We start from the raw sequence: 16,906 nt of genomic DNA, 5'->3' as shown, positions 1-16,906 counted from the left end.
GCGCGCTGCAAAACTTTAGTCTTAAGATCTGACAGGCGGTAACAGCGATGAACGGTACAATCACAACGTGGTTTAAAGATAAAGGCTTCGGATTTATCAAAGATGAAAACGGCGACAACCGCTATTTTCACGTGATTAAGGTCGCCAACCCTGATCTGATTAAGAAAGATGCGGCGGTGACCTTCGAACCCACCACAAACACCAAAGGCCTTTCCGCGTATGCGGTGAAGGTGATCCCGGAGAGCAAGCATCTTTATATCGCGGGCGAGCGCGTGAAGCTCACCTCGATCAAATCCTTCGTGGTGTTCAGCGAAGAAGAGCCCGTTGAGACCAAAATCGACAAAGAGAACGCGGTGCTGTCGGTGGGGCTACTGATGAACAGCATCAAGCCGAAAAGTGAGAAAAAGCCGGGCGAGATGCGCACGGTGAAGAAGCTGGCGATCACCACCTTCCAGAACACGACGATGATCTTCACCGAAGATGAAATCGACATCGACGCGACGGTTAAGCTGCTGAAGTAATTTTATGCCGGGTGGCGGCTACGCGTTACCCGGCCTGCACGTTCTTCCTTTTCGACCGCTTTTTAACCTGCTATAACAAACTCCTTACCTTGCAGGGAGTCACCGCCGTGCCCGAAATCAATCAACATGGTCAAACCGTTAACGATATCGTCCCCGACTGGAAATGTGCCCGAGCGCTAACTCGCACGCCGTTAACCGGCCAGTATTGTCGTCTGGAACCGTTGGACGCAGAACGCCACGCGGCGGATCTGTTTGAAGCTTACGCACTGGGCGATGACAGCGACTGGACGTGGCTTGCCAGCACCCAGCCTGTGAGCGTTGAGGCTACTGCGCACTGGGTGCTCGGAAAGGTGCTGGATGACGACCTGGTGCCCTTTGCCGTTATCGATCTGCGCACCGAAAAGGCGGTAGGGCTGGTGAGCTATATGGCGATTGAACGCTTTCTGGGATCGGTGGAAATTGGCCACGTCACCTGGTCGCGCAAGATGAAAGGCACCCGCATTGGCACCGAAGCGGTGTGGCTACTGCTGAAAAATGCCTTTGAGCATAAATATCGTCGGCTGGAGTGGAAATGCGATTCGATGAACACCGCCTCACGCCGCGCGGCGGAGCGGCTGGGGTTCGTCTGGGAGGGACGTCTGCGCCAGAAGCTGGTGCGCAAAGGACGCAACCGCGACAGCGATATGCTTTCGATTATTGACGGCGAGTGGCCGCAAAGGGACACGGAGCTGCGCGCCTGGCTGGCGGCGGAGAATTTTGACGCGGAAGGGCGGCAGGTCAGGCGGTTAGAGGAATTTCGAAAATAATTTTCCCTCATCCTAACCCTCTCCCAAAGGGCTGAGGGATCCCCAGTAATTTTTTTATGCAGAAGCAATAAAGTTGCTTTCTAAATGACTGAGGGCTGTCAGCGATGCCCTGGTCCGGCTGTAAATCGCTGAGGCGTTTGCCTTCCGGCCGGGGCGAGGCGCAGGGATGCGCCGAGAGGGCGGCTTTACAGGGACGTTGCCTCCGCCCGTACCCGATAAGCCGGAAGGAATAAGCCGAGGGCACCGCGAAGCGGCGATTTTCCGCCGGGAGCCCGGGTCGCCAGGGTGGTGGCGACTGAGCCACCCTGGCACGTTCACCGGTCATGTCGTTACAGAGTAGCAAGGAACATAAAGTGAACGGAATAACCACCACCGTCGTATGTTCCCCTCACCCTAACCCTCTCCCCGGAGGGGCGAGGGGATTGCTCAGTGCTCGCATTAATTTGTGGGGAACCCTCAGCCCAAAGGGAGAGGGCCGGGGTGAGAGGAGAAGTTCGCACTCAGCGGCGAACCGGCGCCCCATCCGCCACATAATACGCCGCCGTGCTCTTCGCCAGCGGCTCGCGCCCGCGAATGGCGTCGGCAATCTTCTCACCAATCATGATGGTGGTGGCGTTCAGGTTGCCAGTGATAATTTGCGGCATAATCGACGCATCTACCACGCGTAACCCTTCCAGCCCGTGAACGCGGCCTTCACCGTCAACCACCGCCATCTCGTCATAGCCCATTTTGCAGGTGCCGCACGGATGGAACGCGGTTTCGGCATGGTTACGCACAAACTCGTCCAGCTGTTCGTCGGTCTGGCATTCGACGCCCGGGCTGATTTCGCGCCCACGGTATTTGTCCAGCGCGGGCTGGTGCATGATCTCGCGGGTGATGCGGATCGCGTCGCGGAACTCCTGCCAGTCCTGCTCGTGGGACATATAGTTGAACAGGATCGCCGGATGCTGATGCGGGTCGCGGGACTTAATCCGTACGTGCCCGCGGCTCGGCGAGCGCATGGACCCTACGTGGCACTGGAAACCGTGTTCTTTCACCGCGTTCGAGCCGTTGTAGTTAATCGCTACCGGCAGGAAGTGATACTGAATATTCGGCCACTCGAACTCCTCGCGGCTGCGGATAAACCCGCCCGCTTCGAAGTGGTTGCTCGCGCCCACGCCTGTGCCGCCAAACAGCCACTCCGCGCCAATCTTCGGCTGATTCCACCACTGCAGGGCAGGGTAGAGGGAAACGGGCTCTTTGCATTCATACTGAAGGTACATCTCCAGGTGATCCTGCAAGTTTTCCCCCACGCCGGGTAAATCATGTACCAGCGGGATATCAAACTGCTTCAGCAGTTCAGCGTTACCCACGCCGGAGCGCTGGAGGATCTGCGGTGACGCAATAGCGCCCGCGCACAGCAGTACCTCTTTCTTCGCTGTCGCTTTTGACGGTATGGTGCTTTCGCCTTCCAGCCACTCGACGCCCACCGCGCGCTTGCCGTCAAAGATAATGTGATCGGTCATGGCGTGGGTGCGGATGGTCAGATTCGGGCGCGGTTTGGCCTGATCCAGATAGCCGCGCGCGGTGCTGGCGCGTCGGCCCTGCGGCGTGACCGTGCGATCCATCGGGCCAAAGCCTTCCTGCTGATAGCCGTTGAGATCGTCGGTGCGCGGGTAGCCCGCCTGCACGCCTGCCTCCACCATCGCTTCAAACAGCGGGTTCACGCCCGGCTTAGAGGTGGTGACGCTCACCGGACCGTCGCCGCCGTGGTAGTCGTTCGGCCCCACGTCGCGGGTCTCTGCCTTGCGGTAGTAGGGCAGGCAGTTGAGATAGCTCCAGTGCTCCAGACCCGGTTCTTTCGCCCAGTTGTCCAGATCCATTGCGTTGCCGCGCACGTAGCACATGCCGTTGATCAGCGACGAGCCGCCCAGCCCTTTTCCGCGTCCGCACTCCATGCGGCGGTTGTTCATGAAAGGCTCTGGCTCGGTTTCATACGCCCAGTTGTAGCGCTTGCCCTGCAACGGGAAGGCCAGCGCGGCAGGCATCTGGGTGCGGAAGTCAAAGCGGTAGTCCGGCCCGCCCGCCTCAAGCAGCAGGACGGTGGTGTTCGGATCTTCAGTCAGTCGTGTTGCCAGAACGTTGCCGGCAGAGCCGGCCCCGATAATGATGTAGTCAAATTGCAAATAAACCTCCCGGTTAAAATATGGACTGGAATTTACCCATCTCAACCTGGATGGACTTCACCTGGGTGTAACTCTGAAGCGTCATGACGCCGTTCTCGCGGCCAATGCCGGAGTGTTTGTAGCCGCCCACCGGCATCTCTGCGGCGGATTCGCCCCAGGTGTTGATCCAGCAGATGCCCGCTTCGAGCTGATGAATAGCGCCGTGGGCGCGGTTCAGATCGGCGGTGACAATGCCCGCCGCCAGACCGTAGTCGGTGTCATTGGCGCGACGAATGGCCTCTTCGTCAGTGTCATAGGAAAGAATGGACATCACCGGGCCGAAGATCTCTTCGCGCACGATGGTCATTTCGTCGGTGCAGTCGGTGAACACGGTCGGGGCCACCCACGCGCCGTTATCAAAGCCGTCACCCTTCAGCACATCACCGCCGCACAGCACGCGCGCGCCTTCCTCTTTGCCTTTGGCGATGTAGCGCATCACGCTGTCGCGGTGCGGGAAGCTGACCATCGGGCCAAAGTTAGTGTTTTCATCGAACAGGTCGCCCGCGCGGATGCGGCCCACGCGCTCAACGATTTTTTGCTCAAACGCGGCTTTGAACTTCGCGGGCACGAACACGCGGGTGCCGTTGGTGCACACCTGACCGGAGCTGAAGAAGTTGGCCATCATGGCGATATCTGCCGCGAGATCCAGATCCGCATCGTCAAACACTATCAGCGGGGATTTACCGCCCAGCTCCATCGTCACCTCTTTCAGGGACGAGGCCGCCGAGTTCGCCATCACCTTTTTGCCGCTGGCGACGCCGCCGGTAAAGGAGACTTTGGCGATGCCCGGATGCTCGGTCAGGTACTGGCCGGTTTCCGCGCCCACGCCCGGCAGAACGTTAAACACGCCGTCCGGCACGCCCGCTTCGGTGTAGATTTCCGCCAGTTTCAGGGCGGTAAGCGGCGTTACTTCGCTCGGCTTGAAGATCATCGCGTTGCCCGCCGCCAGCGCCGGGGCGGATTTCCACAGGGCGATCTGGATCGGATAGTTCCACGCGCCGATGCCCGCCACCACGCCCAGCGGCTCGCGGCGGGTGTAGACGAAGGAGGTCTCGCGCAGCGGGATCTGGCTGCCTTCCAGTGCCGGGATCAGCCCCGCGTAGTACTCCAGCACGTCCGCGCCGGTGACGATGTCGACGGTCGAGGTTTCAGAAAACGCTTTACCGGTGTCGAGGGTTTCCAGCTTTGCCAGCTCGTCGTTGCGCTCGCGCAGGATATCGACGGCGCGACGCAGGATGCGCGAGCGCTCCATGGCGGTCATCGCCGCCCAGATTTTTTGCCCGCGCTTTGCGCTCTCTACGGCGCGGTCCACGTCTTCGCGCCCGGCGGCCTGCACGGTTGCCAGAACTTCACCGTTCGCCGGGTTGATGGTCTCGAAGGTGCGACCGCTGGTGGCCGATGTGTAACCACCATTGATATAAAGCTGCTGTTCTGCCATTCGGGACATAAATTCTCCTCGGTTAATCGGTCGGTAAATGCTGGCTGATAAAGTGGCTGGTGAGCGACTGGGCCAGGGTTTTATCCAGCGGTTTGCCGCTGAGCGCGGCGCGCAGCCACAGCCCGTCAATCAGTGCGGCGAGCCCGTAGCCCGCCTCTTCAGCCTGTTCACGCGGCAGTTCGCGGCGGAATTCGTACACCAGATTTGAGAGCAACCGGCGGCTGCTGACCTGCTGCAAACGATAGAGCATCGGCTGATGCATGCTGCTGGCCCAGAAGGCCAGCCAGGCCTTCATCGCCGCGCCGCTGACCTGGGTTTCATCAAAATTGCCGCCGACAATCGCCTGCAAACGCTGCTCTGCACTGCCGTCCGGCAGGGCGCGTAAACGGCTTAATACCGCATCGCGTAACTGACCGGTGATGTCGCGCATGGTTGCTTCCAGCAGACCGTTTTTATCTTTGAAATAGTGGCTGATGATGCCCGTGGACACGCCCGCCCGACGGGCGATTTGCGCGATGGTTGCGTCATGCATTCCCACTTCATTAATTGCTTCCAGCGTGGCATCGATGAGCTGCCTGCGCCGGATCGGCTGCATCCCCACTTTGGGCATTTTTGCCACTCCATTCATCAGCGTTGGTAATCTATTAAAGCGGTTTTTGATTGGACGTTCAATATAAAATGTGTCTTAATTGTTGCGATTTTGGATTTTAATAGTTACAAAAACAGTGGGGATACTGGATGACAGACCTTTCACAAGACAGAGAAAAAGACAAAATCAACCCGGTCGTTTTTTTTACGTCCGCCGGGCTGATTTTGTTGTTTTCCCTGACGACCATCTTCTTTCGTGATTTTTCTGCCGAGTGGATTGGGCGCACCCTGAACTGGGTGTCGAAGACCTTCGGCTGGTACTACCTTCTGGCGGCGACGCTCTATATCGTCTTCGTCGTCTGCATTGCCTGCTCGCGCTTCGGTTCGGTGAAGCTTGGGCCGGAGCAGTCCAAGCCCGAGTTCAGCCTGCTGAGTTGGGCCGCGATGCTGTTTGCCGCGGGCATTGGCATCGACCTGATGTTCTTCTCCGTGGCGGAACCGGTCACGCAATATATGCAGCCGCCGGAAGGGGCAGGGCAGACGATGGAGGCCGCGCGTCAGGCGATGGTCTGGACGCTGTTCCACTACGGCCTGACGGGCTGGTCAATGTATGCCCTGATGGGCATGGCGCTCGGATACTTTAGCTATCGTTATAATTTGCCCCTAACCATCCGCTCCGCGCTGTACCCGATTTTCGGGAAAAAGATCAACGGCCCGATTGGCCACAGCGTCGATATCGCGGCGGTGATCGGCACCATCTTCGGCATCGCCACCACGCTCGGGATTGGCGTAGTGCAGCTTAACTACGGGCTGAGCGTGCTGTTTGACATCCCGGATTCGATGGCGGCGAAGGCGGCGCTAATTGCGCTGTCGGTGATCATCGCTACCATCTCGGTGACCTCCGGCGTGGATAAAGGTATTCGCGTGCTCTCCGAGCTGAACGTCGCGCTGGCGCTGGGGCTGATCCTGTTCGTGCTGTTTATGGGCGACACCTCGTTCCTGCTCAACGCCCTAGTGCTCAACGTAGGTGATTACGTGAACCGCTTTATGGGCATGACGCTGAACAGCTTCGCCTTTGACCGCCCGGTGGAGTGGATGAACAACTGGACGCTCTTCTTCTGGGCGTGGTGGGTGGCCTGGTCGCCGTTTGTCGGCCTGTTCCTGGCGCGCATTTCGCGTGGGCGCACCATCCGTCAGTTCGTGATGGGCACGCTGATCATCCCGTTCACCTTCACCCTGCTGTGGCTGTCGATTTTCGGCAACAGCGCGCTGCACGAAATTATCCACGGCAACGCAACCTTTGCCCAGGAAGCGATGGTGCACCCGGAGCGCGGCTTCTACAGCCTGCTGGCGCAGTACCCGGCGTTTACCTTTAGCGCGTCCGTAGCAACCATTACCGGCCTGTTGTTCTACGTCACCTCGGCGGACTCCGGCGCGCTGGTGCTGGGGAACTTCACTTCGAAGCTTAAAGACATCAACAGCGATGCGCCGAACTGGCTGCGCATCTTCTGGTCCGTCGCCATCGGCCTGCTGACGCTCGGGATGCTGATGACCAACGGTATCTCTGCGTTGCAGAACACCACGGTGATCATGGGCCTGCCGTTCAGCTTCGTGATCTTCTTCGTGATGGCCGGGCTGTATAAATCGCTTAAGGTGGAAGACTACCGCCGCGTCAGCGCCAGCCGCGACACTGCCCCGCGGCCGATGGGCGCACAGGACAGATTGAGCTGGAAGAAACGCCTGTCGCGCCTGATGAACTACCCGGGCACGCGCTACACCAGCCAGATGATGGAGACGGTCTGCTTCCCGGCGATGGAAGAGGTGGCGCAGGAGCTGAAGCTGCGTGGCGCCTACGTGGAGCTGAAAAACCTGCCACCGGAAGAGGGCGAAACCCTGGGGCACCTGGATCTGCTGGTGCACATGGGCGACGAGCAGAACTTTGTTTATCAGATCTGGCCGCAGCAGTATTCGGTGCCAGGGTTCACCTACCGGGCGCGCAGCGGGAAATCGACCTACTACCGGCTGGAGACCTTCCTGCTGGAAGGGAGCCAGGGGAATGATTTGATGGATTACAGCAAGGAGCAGGTAATTACGGATATTCTGGACCAGTATGAACGGCACCTGAACTTTATCCATCTCCACAGGGAAGCGCCGGGGAATAGCGTGATGTTCCCGGATGTCTAAACGGATTCTTAAAATACCTTCAGACTGTATATAAATACAGTTATTTGGCGCAGCCTTACTCAAGGAAGAGTAACCATGCAGCAAGAGCCTGATGCTGAAGCATTCGGGCTTTTGCTGCGTTTAGGGAAGGAACTATGGATGAGTCATGCGATAGAGTTTATCGAAACATCACTCTTTACCCGACAGATTAAAAGCATTGCTACGGATGATGAATTAAAGGATCTGCAAAAGGAACTTATTGCCTGGCCTGATAAAGGTGACCTGATCCAGCAGACGGGGGGGTTTACGTAAAATAAGGATGGCGGCAGGCTCAAAGGGAAAGAGAGGGGGGATCAGAGTGATTTACTTTCTTGCCACAGAGGAGGTGATCTTTTTCATTATGGCCTATCCAAAATGCATAAAGGACAGCCTGACAGAGACAGAGAAAGCAGAACTTAAAAAGCTGACTTCCATTCTGAAAAATACTGCTTCCAGTGCCGTAAATTTGAGGTGTACTATGTACCCTAATCAGGCAGGTGGAGGCTGATAATGAGTATTTTTAATGAATTAAAATCTTCGCTTGAAGAGGCCGTTGAGATTCATAACGGAAGAAAAGCCGCTTCCCGGGTAACCCGCTATGAAGTTGCTGATGTGCGCGCCATCAGAGAGCAGCTCAATATCACGCAAAGCGAAATGGCGAAGGCGCTTGGCACGAGCGTCGATACGATAAAGAGCTGGGAGTCTAAACGTCGCAACCCAACCGGGCTGGCGGCGAAGGTACTTAATGTGATTCGGGAGAATCCTGCATTTTATAAGGCACTTGCCGGGCAGTGAGTCGCCCTTATGCCGGGTGGCGCTGCGCTTACCCGGCCTACAAAACTCCAAAACTGCTTTACCGTAGGCCTGATAAGCGAAGCGCCATCAGGCTCTCCCTCCGTTGACATAACTTTAATGATAACTATTTTCATTTAAATATAGCCTGTGCTATACCTTATAGCACGGGCTAATTTTGCTTTTAATTTAATCACCTCAGGAGACTTCTGCGATGCATCCACGGCAAGGATTGAAGCGTCTGTTGCTCGGCGCGCTGCTTATGACCGCGACCACAACCGGCGCGCTGGCGGCTGAAAAGTTCCAGGTCATCACCACTTTTACCGTTATCGCTGATATGGCGAAAAACGTAGCGGGGGATGCCGCAGAGGTCACCTCCATCACCAAACCGGGCGCGGAAATTCACGAATACCAGCCCACCCCGGGCGATATCAAACGCGCGCAGAAGGCGCAGCTGATCCTGGCGAACGGCATGAATCTGGAGCTGTGGTTCCAGCGCTTTTATCAGCATCTGAACGGCGTGCCGGAGGTGATTGTTACCAAAGGCATCACCCCGATGGGCATCAGCGAAGGGCCCTATAACGGCAAGCCCAACCCGCACGCGTGGATGTCGCCGGACAACGCCCTGATTTACGTCGATAACATTCGCGACGCGCTGGTGAAGTACGATCCGGCCAACGCGCAGACCTATCAGCGTAACGCCGACGCCTACAAGCAGAAGATCACCGCCACTCTCGAACCGCTGCGCAAGCAGGTCACGGCGATCCCGGTAGACAAACGCTGGATGGTGACCAGCGAAGGGGCGTTCTCCTATCTGGCGCGGGATTTGGGCCTGAAAGAGCTGTACCTGTGGCCGATCAACGCCGATCAGCAGGGCACGCCGCAGCAGGTGCGCAAGGTTATCGATCTGGTGAAAAAACATCACATTCCGGCGGTGTTCAGCGAAAGCACCGTCTCGGATAAGCCCGCTCGTCAGGTGGCGCGGGAAACCGGCGCCCATTACGGCGGCGTGCTGTACGTTGACTCCCTGAGTGCAGAAAACGGCCCGGTGCCAACCTATATCGATCTGCTGAACGTCACCACCCGCACGCTGGTGCAGGGCATCCGCGACGGGATGAAGGAGTAACCATGCAGAAGGGGATTGTTGTAACCGACGTGACCGTGACCTACCGCAACGGCCACACGGCGCTGCGCGACGCGTCGTTCAGCGTGCCGGGCGGATCGATTGCCGCCCTGGTGGGGGTGAACGGATCCGGCAAGTCCACGTTGTTTAAGGCGGTGATGGGCTTTGTGCGGGCGGCGAGCGGCACTATCTCCATTCTTGGGCTTCCGCCTCACCGGGCGCTGCGCCAGAACCTGGTCGCCTACGTGCCGCAGTCGGAAGAGGTCGACTGGTCATTTCCGGTGCTGGTCGAGGACGTGGTGATGATGGGCCGCTACGGGCATATGGGGTTTCTGCGTCGGCCTAAAGAGCGCGACAGGCAGATTGTAACCGACGCCCTGAAGCGCGTGGATATGCTTGAGCTGCGCCATCGGCAGATTGGCGAGCTCTCCGGCGGCCAAAAGAAGCGCGTGTTTCTGGCGCGGGCGATTGCCCAGCAGGGCGAGGTGATCCTGCTCGACGAGCCGTTTACCGGCGTGGACGTCAAAACCGAAGCCAGGATCATCAGCCTGCTGCGGGAGCTGCGCGACGAGGGTAAAACGATGCTGGTTTCGACCCACAATCTGGGCTCGGTCACGGAATTCTGCGATTACACGGTGATGGTCAAAGGCACCGTGCTGGCGAGCGGCCCGACGGATATCACCTTTACCGCCGAGAATCTTGAGCGCGCCTTCAGCGGCGTGCTGCGCCACGTGGTGCTCAGCGGCTCGGAAGATCGCATTATTACCGACGACGAACGCCCCTTCGTCACGCACCGACAGGAGGCCAAATGAACGCGCTTCTCGAACCCTTTGGCTACGAGTACATGCTCAACGCGATGTGGGTCTCGGCGATGGTGGGCGGGCTGTGCGCGTTTCTCTCCTGCTATCTGATGCTCAAAGGCTGGTCGCTGATCGGCGATGCGCTGTCGCACTCCATCGTGCCGGGCGTAGCGGGCGCTTACATGCTCGGACTGCCGTTCTCGCTGGGGGCGTTTTTATCGGGCGGGCTGGCGGCGGGCAGCATGCTGTTTCTCAACCAGCGCAGCCGCCTGAAGGAGGACGCCATTATCGGGCTGATCTTCTCCTCGTTTTTCGGGCTGGGGCTGTTTATGGTCTCACTCAACCCGACCTCGGTGAACATTCAGACCATCGTCCTCGGCAATATTCTCGCCATCGCCCCGGAAGATATCGTCCAGCTGGCGATTATCGGCGTGGTGTCGATAGTTATCCTGCTGTTCAAATGGAAAGATCTGATGGTGACCTTTTTTGATGAGAACCACGCCCGCGCCATCGGTCTGCGCCCGGAACGTCTGAAAATTCTCTTCTTTACGCTACTGGCGGTCTCTACCGTGGCGGCGCTGCAAACCGTCGGCGCATTTCTGGTGATCTGTCTGGTGGTTACGCCCGGTGCGACCGCCTGGCTGCTGACCGATCGCTTCCCGCGCCTGTTGATGATTGCCGTCGCCATTGGCAGCATCACCAGCTTCCTCGGTGCGTGGGCCAGCTATTACCTGGACGGCGCCACCGGCGGCATTATCGTGGTCGCCCAGACGCTGCTGTTCCTGCTGGCGTTCGTCTTTGCGCCGAAGCACGGGCTGCTTGCCAGCCGCCGTCGGGCGCGGGAGGCACATCCATGATGACGCTGATCCTCGAACCGTTCCAGTTTGCGTTTATGAACAACGCGCTGCTGATTTCACTCCTGGTGGCCGTGCCCTGCGCGCTGCTGTCGGTTTTTCTGGTGCTGAAAGGCTGGGCGCTGATGGGCGACGCCATGAGCCACGCGGTGTTTCCCGGCGTCGTGCTGGCCTGGATGATGGGCCTGCCGCTGGCGCTGGGCGCATTCGTGGCCGGTCTGTTCTGCGCGGTCGCCACCGGATACCTGAAGGATAACAGCCGAATCAAGCAAGATACGGTTATGGGGATCGTCTTTTCCGGCATGTTCGGCGCCGGGCTGATCCTCTATATCGCCGTCAAACCTGAGGTGCATCTCGACCACATTCTGTTCGGCGATATGCTGGGCATTAACGGGATGGACATTTTGCAAAGCGGTCTCGTCGCGGGGTTGATTGCGCTGGTGATTGGCCTGAAGTGGCGCGATTTTCTGCTGTTCTGCTTTGACTATCAGCAGGCGCAGGCGAGCGGCCTGCGCACCCGCTGGCTGCACTACGGCTTACTATGCATGGTTTCGCTGACCATCGTGGCGACGCTGAAAGCGGTGGGTATAATTCTGTCGATTTCGCTGCTGATTGCCCCCGGCGCGGTGGCGGTGCTGATCACCCGACGCTTTCACATGGCGCTGCTGGTGGCGGTCGCCGTTTCAGCGCTGGTGTCGGTAAGCGGCGTTTATGCCTCGTTTTATCTCGACAGCGCGCCCGCGCCGACCATTGTGGTCCTGTTCGCGATGGTGTTTATCGTGACGTTTGTGGTGACCAGCGTGAAGGCACGTCGGCAGGAGCGTGTGACAGCAGGGTGATGACCTGTTCGCCGTGCTGCTGCCAGTGAAGGGTGAAGGCAGTGCCTTCCTCAAAGCCTGCAAGTTGACGGGTCAATGCCAGCGTAAGCGTCCTGTCGTCGAGCAGGGTAACGCGGGCGCTGTCAAAACCCATCCAGGCCTGCACCTGCGGAAAGAGGGCCTTGAACAGGCTCTCTTTGGCGCTGAACGCCAGCGTCAGGGCGAGGGCGAACGGGTATCCCGAGCGGGAAAGCACAGGTTCTTCCTGCGTATCAATAATGCCGTCTTTGATTTCCCTGGCTTCGTTTTCGGAAAGGATCGTTTCACAATCGATGCCGATAAGCGCCGGGTGATGCGTGACGACGGCCATCGCCTGCGTGCCGCTGTGGGTGATGCTGCCGGAAATACCTTGCGGCCAGAGCGGTTCGCCGCTGGGTCCGATGCCGGGGATTACGCGCTCGTTTAGCGCATGCGCCGCGGCGATGCGGCCTGCCAGGTGGTCGGATTTGCGCTTGCGTCCGGCGTCAGCCAGCTGTGCGTGATGGGGGAGCCAGAGGAGATCGGCGTCGGTGAAGGTGGTGGGGTCGAAAGTGATGCGGTGAAGGGTGTGGCCGGCGAGAGAAAATGTGCTGTGGGTTGTGTGCATGGTTTTCCCTTCAGTATTGTGCGGCCTGATGCCCTCACCCCGGCCCTCTCCCAAAGGGCTGAGGGTTCCCCACAAATTAATGCGAGCACTGAGCAATCCCCTCGCCCCTCCGGGGAGAGGGTTAGGGTGAGGGGAACATACGGCGGTGGTGGTCATTCCGTTCACTTTATGTTCCTTGCTACTCTGTAACGACATGACCGGTGAACGTGCCAGGGTGGCTCAGTCGCCACCACCCTGGCGACCCGGGCTCCCGGCGGTAAATCGCCGCTTCGCGGTGCCCTCGGCTTATTCCTTCCGGCTTATCGGGTACGGGGGGAGGCAACGTCCCTGTAAAGCCGCCCTCTCGGCGCATCCCTGCGCCTCGCCCCGGCCTGCAGGAAACGCCTCAGCGATTTACAGCCGGACCAGGGCATCGCTGACAGCCCTCAGTCATTTAGAAAGCAACTTTATTGCTTCTGTATAAAAAAATTACTGGGGATCCCTCAGCCCACAGGGAGAGGGGGAAGTCACTGCCTGTATCAGAACCTCGTATTCACGCTCATGTACCAGGTGCGACCCGGTTCATTATACGTATATGCACCCGCACCGTACATATACGCACCCGTCGTGGTATTACCCGTGGTCTGGGCGTTACCGGCGCGCCACTGGCGCTTGTCGAAGACGTTGTCCACGCCGCCGGTCAGGCTGACGTTTTTGGTCACGTCCCAGGTCGCGCTCAGGCCAACGATGCTGTACGGGCTGACTTCGTCTTTCTCAGACCCGGTCACCGGCTGACCTTTGTAGTTGTACTTCTTCGGCTGCTGCTTGCCGTACCAGGTGAAGGTCGACTGCAATGAGACATCCTGACGTACCTGCCAGCTCAGGGTAGAGTTCAGCGTATACTCCGGGATGATCGACAGACGATCGCCGGTCTCCTTGTTCTTGCTTTGCAGCATGTAGGTGATGTTGTTGGTCCAGTTGATGGTGTCGCTGACCGGCACGTTCAGGGAGCCTTCCAGACCTTCCACCACCGCCTTCGGTACGTTTTCCCACTGGTAGATATCGGTGGTGACTTTGCCGGTGGACGTCTGGCCAATCGGCGCGTAGCCCGCTTCAATCTTGTTGCGGTAGTCGTTGCGGAACCAGGTCACGCCCGCCAGCCAGCCGTCGCGTTTCCACTCCAGGCCAATCTCTTTGTTGATGCTGGTTTCCGCTTTCAGATCGTCGTTACCCATCATGTAGCAGCCCACGCCGTCGGAGCTGGCGTAGCAGCCCTGGCCTTTACTGTACAGCAGGTAGTTCGGGTTGGTCTGATACAGGCTTGGCGCTTTATAGGCGCGCGCGATGCCCATCTTCAGGGTGAAGTCATCCCCCAGACCTTGCGACAGGTTCAGGGACGGGCTCCAGTTATTGCCGACAATAGTGTGGTGATCGAAGCGCAGGGCAGGGGTCAGCATGGTGCTGTCGGTCAGCTCCATGTTGTTTTCGGCGAACAGGGAGAAGATCTCCGCTGACGTGTAGGGGCTACGGTCTTCGCTCATGCCCGGGATGGTGCCGCCCTGCTGGGTTTGCGTGAAGGAGGTCGAGTCCTTCATGCGCTGCTGGTTCCACTCGGTGCCGAGCGTCAGGTTCTGGTTCACAATGAAATCAATCGGCAGGTTGATTTCGCTGTGCAGCATCACGTCGGACAGATCGGTGTCGGTGAATTTATTGCTGTTGAACAGACCTTCAGTACCGCCCGCCAGTCCTTCACCCAGACGGGAGTTGCGGGTGTGCTCGTACTGCGCCCAGTTGCTGGTGGTAATGCCGTTATCCCAGCCGCCGTTCCAGGTCACGGCGAAGTTCTGGCGATAAATACGGTTCGTCTCTTTACCGTAGTTCTTCTTCACCAGCGCGTTGTCGTTGTTGGTGTTCTGCGTGTCGCCCGCATACAGGTTGTTCTGGCGGCTGTAGCCCGCTTCAAACTCCAGCGACTGCATTGGTGCGAAGTCCCAGCGCACCACGCCGTTGATGTCTTTGTTTTCCACACCTTCACGGCCTGCGGGCAGGGTGTTGGCGTAGGCACCGGTACGTTCAGACTGGTGACCCTGGTTGATGTCCCACGCATCGGCCTGGGTTTTGTCCAGGTTACCGAACATGCGGAAGCTGAAGTCGCCGCCCAGCGGGCCGCTCAGGCTGAAGTTGGTGCGTTTAGTCGAACCTTCGTCCTTATGCTCTGGCGCATTCAGGTAGGTGTTCCAGGAGCCATGCCACTGGTCGTCGAATTTTTTGGTGATGATGTTCACCACGCCGCCCGCCGCGCCGTTACCGTAGCGGGCAGCAGCCGGGCCACGGATCACTTCGATGCGCTCGATCATCTCTGGCGGTACCCAGCCGGTATCGCCGCGGGTGTCACGCTCGCCGCGCCAGCCCAGACGGATGGAGTTGCGGCTGGTGACCGGCTTGCCGTCGATCAGGATCAGGGTGTTTTCCGGGCCCATGCCGCGAATGTCAATCTGACGGTTGTTCCCGCGCTGGCCGCTGGTGGAGTTGCCGGTCAGGTTAACGCCCGGCATGGTGCGGATGATTTCCGCCACGTCGCGCGCGGGCGGGTTTTTGCGGATCTCGTCGGCGGTGATGGTCGACACGCCCGGCGCCTGCAAATTCTGCTCGGCGGCGGTGATCACCATGGTGTCTTCGTGCTGCGCGGAGGCGGTGTTGTCGTCTGCCATGGCGGGCAGCGCGACACCATAAATCCCTAAATTGACCAGCAAGGCCAGAGAGTGAATCTTCTTATTCATTGTACGTCCCGCTTTTATGGTTATTTAATGAGCGCGCTTCCCACAGCGCGGGCATTACGCTATTGCAAATGCAAATAGTTATCAATAATATTATCAATAAAATTTGCTCTGAAACAAAAAAGACTGTTAAACATGGGGTTATAAGGGTGACGGCGTTAACAACCGGAAGTGAAGCGTGGTGGCAGGCGAAAAACGGGCCGGAACGGGAACGTCATCGGGAAAACTATCGCGTGACATTCTGGTGGCGGGACCCGGCGGGAACGCAGAAAACGTCGACGATTAAACGCGTCTGGCTCTACGTCACCGGCGTGACCGATCACCATCAAAATGCCCGTCCGCAGTCCCTTGAACGTATCCCGGATACCGACGTCTGGCAGTGGCAGGGCGAGTTCAGCCCCGAATGGCGCGGCAGCTACTGTTTTATCCCCTCCGACAATGAAGATGATTTTGCCAGCGCAGTGTTTGAAGGCGAGCAGCCGGACCGCATGGCGCTGCGCGAAGGCTGGCGCAAACTGCTGCCGCACGCGGTTTCCGATCCGCTGAATGCGCAGAGCTGGCGCGGCGGACGCGGGCATGCCGTCTCGGCGCTGGAGATGCCGGAGGCGCCCGTACAGCCCGGCTGGAATCATCCCGATACGCCCTATAAAAATCCAGTCTGCATTGAGTGGCACAGCGCGCGTCTGAGGAACCATCGCCGCGTGTGGATTTTTACCACCGGGGATGAAAGCCCGGAGCGCCCGCTGGCGGTGCTGCTTGACGGGCAGTTCTGGGCCGAAAGCATGCCCGTCTGGCCTGCGCTGGCGTCGCTAACCCATGAAGGCAAACTGCCGCCTGCGGTTTATGTCTTAATCGACGTTATTGACACCGCACACCGCAGCCGCGAGCTGCCGTGCAACCCTGATTTCTGGCTGGCGGTGCAGGACGAACTCCTCCCGCAGGTGAAAAGCATGGCCCCGTTCAGCGACCGCGCCGACCATACCGTGGTGGCGGGCCAAAGCTTCGGCGGGCTCTCTTCCCTCTATGCGGGCCTCAACTGGCCGCAGCGTTTTGGCTGCATCCTCAGCCAGTCCGGATCCTACTGGTGGCCGCACCGCGGCGCGCAGCAGGACGGGCTGCTCATTGAACAACTCAAAGCGGGTGAAAAAACCGCTCGCGGGCTGCGCATCGTCCTTGAGGCCGGGCGCAACGAGCCGCTTATCTTACGCGCAAACCAGGCGATCCTCGCCGAACTACACACTCAGCAACCGGTTTTCTGGCGTCAGGTTGACGGCGGACACGATGCGCTTTGCTGGCGCGGTGGGCTGACACAGGGGCTGATGACCCTCTGGCAGCCGCTTATTCAATAACGGAGTCTG

The 16,906-nt window shown here is 58.8% G+C and carries 14 protein-coding genes and 1 pseudogene; 10 read left to right on the top strand and 5 right to left on the bottom strand.

What is annotated here, in order from left to right:
- The first annotated feature begins 47 nt into the window (after positions 1-47).
- Positions 48-521 (top strand): cold-shock protein, encoded by a 474-nt coding sequence (locus AC4OVS_RS16525; protein WP_022647360.1) that lies wholly within the window; start codon positions 48-50, stop codon positions 519-521.
- A gap of 107 nt (positions 522-628) precedes the next feature.
- Positions 629-1,327 carry a GNAT family N-acetyltransferase gene (locus AC4OVS_RS16520; RefSeq protein ID WP_157508247.1) on the top strand — a complete coding sequence of 233 codons (699 nt, stop codon included), beginning with the start codon at positions 629-631 and terminating at the stop codon, positions 1,325-1,327.
- 500 nt (positions 1,328-1,827) lie between these two features.
- On the opposite strand, the gene betA is transcribed toward AC4OVS_RS16520, so the two are convergent.
- Genes betA through betI form a run of 3 tightly spaced genes read right to left on the bottom strand, consistent with a single transcriptional unit; the run spans position 1,828 to position 5,579 of the window.
- Positions 1,828-3,492, bottom strand: coding sequence for a choline dehydrogenase (gene betA / locus AC4OVS_RS16515; protein ID WP_017694353.1), 1,665 nt, complete (start codon positions 3,490-3,492; stop codon positions 1,828-1,830).
- A gap of 13 nt (positions 3,493-3,505) precedes the next feature.
- Positions 3,506-4,978 carry a betaine-aldehyde dehydrogenase gene (betB, locus tag AC4OVS_RS16510; RefSeq protein WP_032624707.1) on the bottom strand — a complete coding sequence of 491 codons (1,473 nt, stop codon included), beginning with the start codon at positions 4,976-4,978 and terminating at the stop codon, positions 3,506-3,508.
- Positions 4,979-4,991: 13 nt separating this feature from the next.
- On the bottom strand, positions 4,992-5,579 hold the full coding sequence (gene betI, locus AC4OVS_RS16505) for a transcriptional regulator BetI (protein WP_003858827.1): 588 nt from the start codon (positions 5,577-5,579) through the stop codon (positions 4,992-4,994).
- Between the two features lie 128 nt (positions 5,580-5,707).
- On the opposite strand from betI, the gene betT reads away from it, so the two are divergent.
- The 7 genes and pseudogenes from betT (at position 5,708) to AC4OVS_RS16470 (ending at position 12,167) form a co-directional block, all read left to right on the top strand.
- On the top strand, positions 5,708-7,741 hold the full coding sequence (gene betT, locus AC4OVS_RS16500; protein WP_022647365.1) for a choline BCCT transporter BetT: 2,034 nt from the start codon (positions 5,708-5,710) through the stop codon (positions 7,739-7,741).
- A 138-nt stretch (positions 7,742-7,879) separates the two neighbouring features.
- A pseudogene (locus tag AC4OVS_RS16495) lies at positions 7,880-8,267 on the top strand (type II toxin-antitoxin system RelE/ParE family toxin).
- A 2-nt stretch (positions 8,268-8,269) separates the two neighbouring features.
- Entirely contained in the window at positions 8,270-8,554 is a 285-nt protein-coding gene (gene nadS / locus AC4OVS_RS16490) for a NadS family protein (RefSeq protein ID WP_003858821.1), read from the top strand.
- A gap of 211 nt (positions 8,555-8,765) precedes the next feature.
- A complete protein-coding gene (locus AC4OVS_RS16485) occupies positions 8,766-9,677 on the top strand; it encodes a metal ABC transporter substrate-binding protein (protein WP_022647367.1) in 912 nt (303 codons plus the stop codon).
- Positions 9,678-9,679: 2 nt separating this feature from the next.
- The gene (sitB, locus tag AC4OVS_RS16480; protein ID WP_038415616.1) at positions 9,680-10,486 is read left to right on the top strand and encodes an iron/manganese ABC transporter ATP-binding protein SitB; all 807 of its coding nucleotides are present in this window, start codon (positions 9,680-9,682) and stop codon (positions 10,484-10,486) included.
- On the top strand, positions 10,483-11,331 hold the full coding sequence (gene sitC / locus AC4OVS_RS16475) for an iron/manganese ABC transporter permease subunit SitC (protein ID WP_022647369.1): 849 nt from the start codon (positions 10,483-10,485) through the stop codon (positions 11,329-11,331). Before sitB ends, sitC begins: the two co-directional genes overlap by 4 nt.
- Entirely contained in the window at positions 11,328-12,167 is an 840-nt protein-coding gene (locus AC4OVS_RS16470; protein ID WP_022647370.1) for a metal ABC transporter permease, read from the top strand. Before sitC ends, AC4OVS_RS16470 begins: the two co-directional genes overlap by 4 nt.
- Here AC4OVS_RS16470 and entD read toward each other — a convergent pair.
- Together entD and AC4OVS_RS16460 are read right to left on the bottom strand one after the other, a co-directional pair.
- Positions 12,103-12,792 (bottom strand): enterobactin synthase subunit EntD, encoded by a 690-nt coding sequence (gene entD, locus AC4OVS_RS16465; RefSeq protein WP_032621648.1) that lies wholly within the window; start codon positions 12,790-12,792, stop codon positions 12,103-12,105. The genes AC4OVS_RS16470 and entD overlap by 65 nt on opposite strands.
- Positions 12,793-13,310: 518 nt before the next feature.
- Positions 13,311-15,551, bottom strand: a complete 2,241-nt coding sequence (locus tag AC4OVS_RS16460; protein WP_023299551.1) for a TonB-dependent siderophore receptor — start codon at positions 15,549-15,551, stop codon at positions 13,311-13,313.
- 146 nt (positions 15,552-15,697) lie between these two features.
- Here AC4OVS_RS16460 and fes point away from each other — a divergent pair, with 146 nt between their 5' ends.
- Positions 15,698-16,897, top strand: a complete 1,200-nt coding sequence (fes, locus tag AC4OVS_RS16455) for an enterochelin esterase (RefSeq protein WP_491922573.1) — start codon at positions 15,698-15,700, stop codon at positions 16,895-16,897.
- The last annotated feature ends 9 nt before the right edge of the window (positions 16,898-16,906 follow it).

The organism is Enterobacter sp. 4974935, from assembly GCF_058661735.1.
The sequence above is the reverse complement of the archived record's forward strand: the minus strand, read 5'-3'. Positions and strand labels throughout refer to the sequence as shown.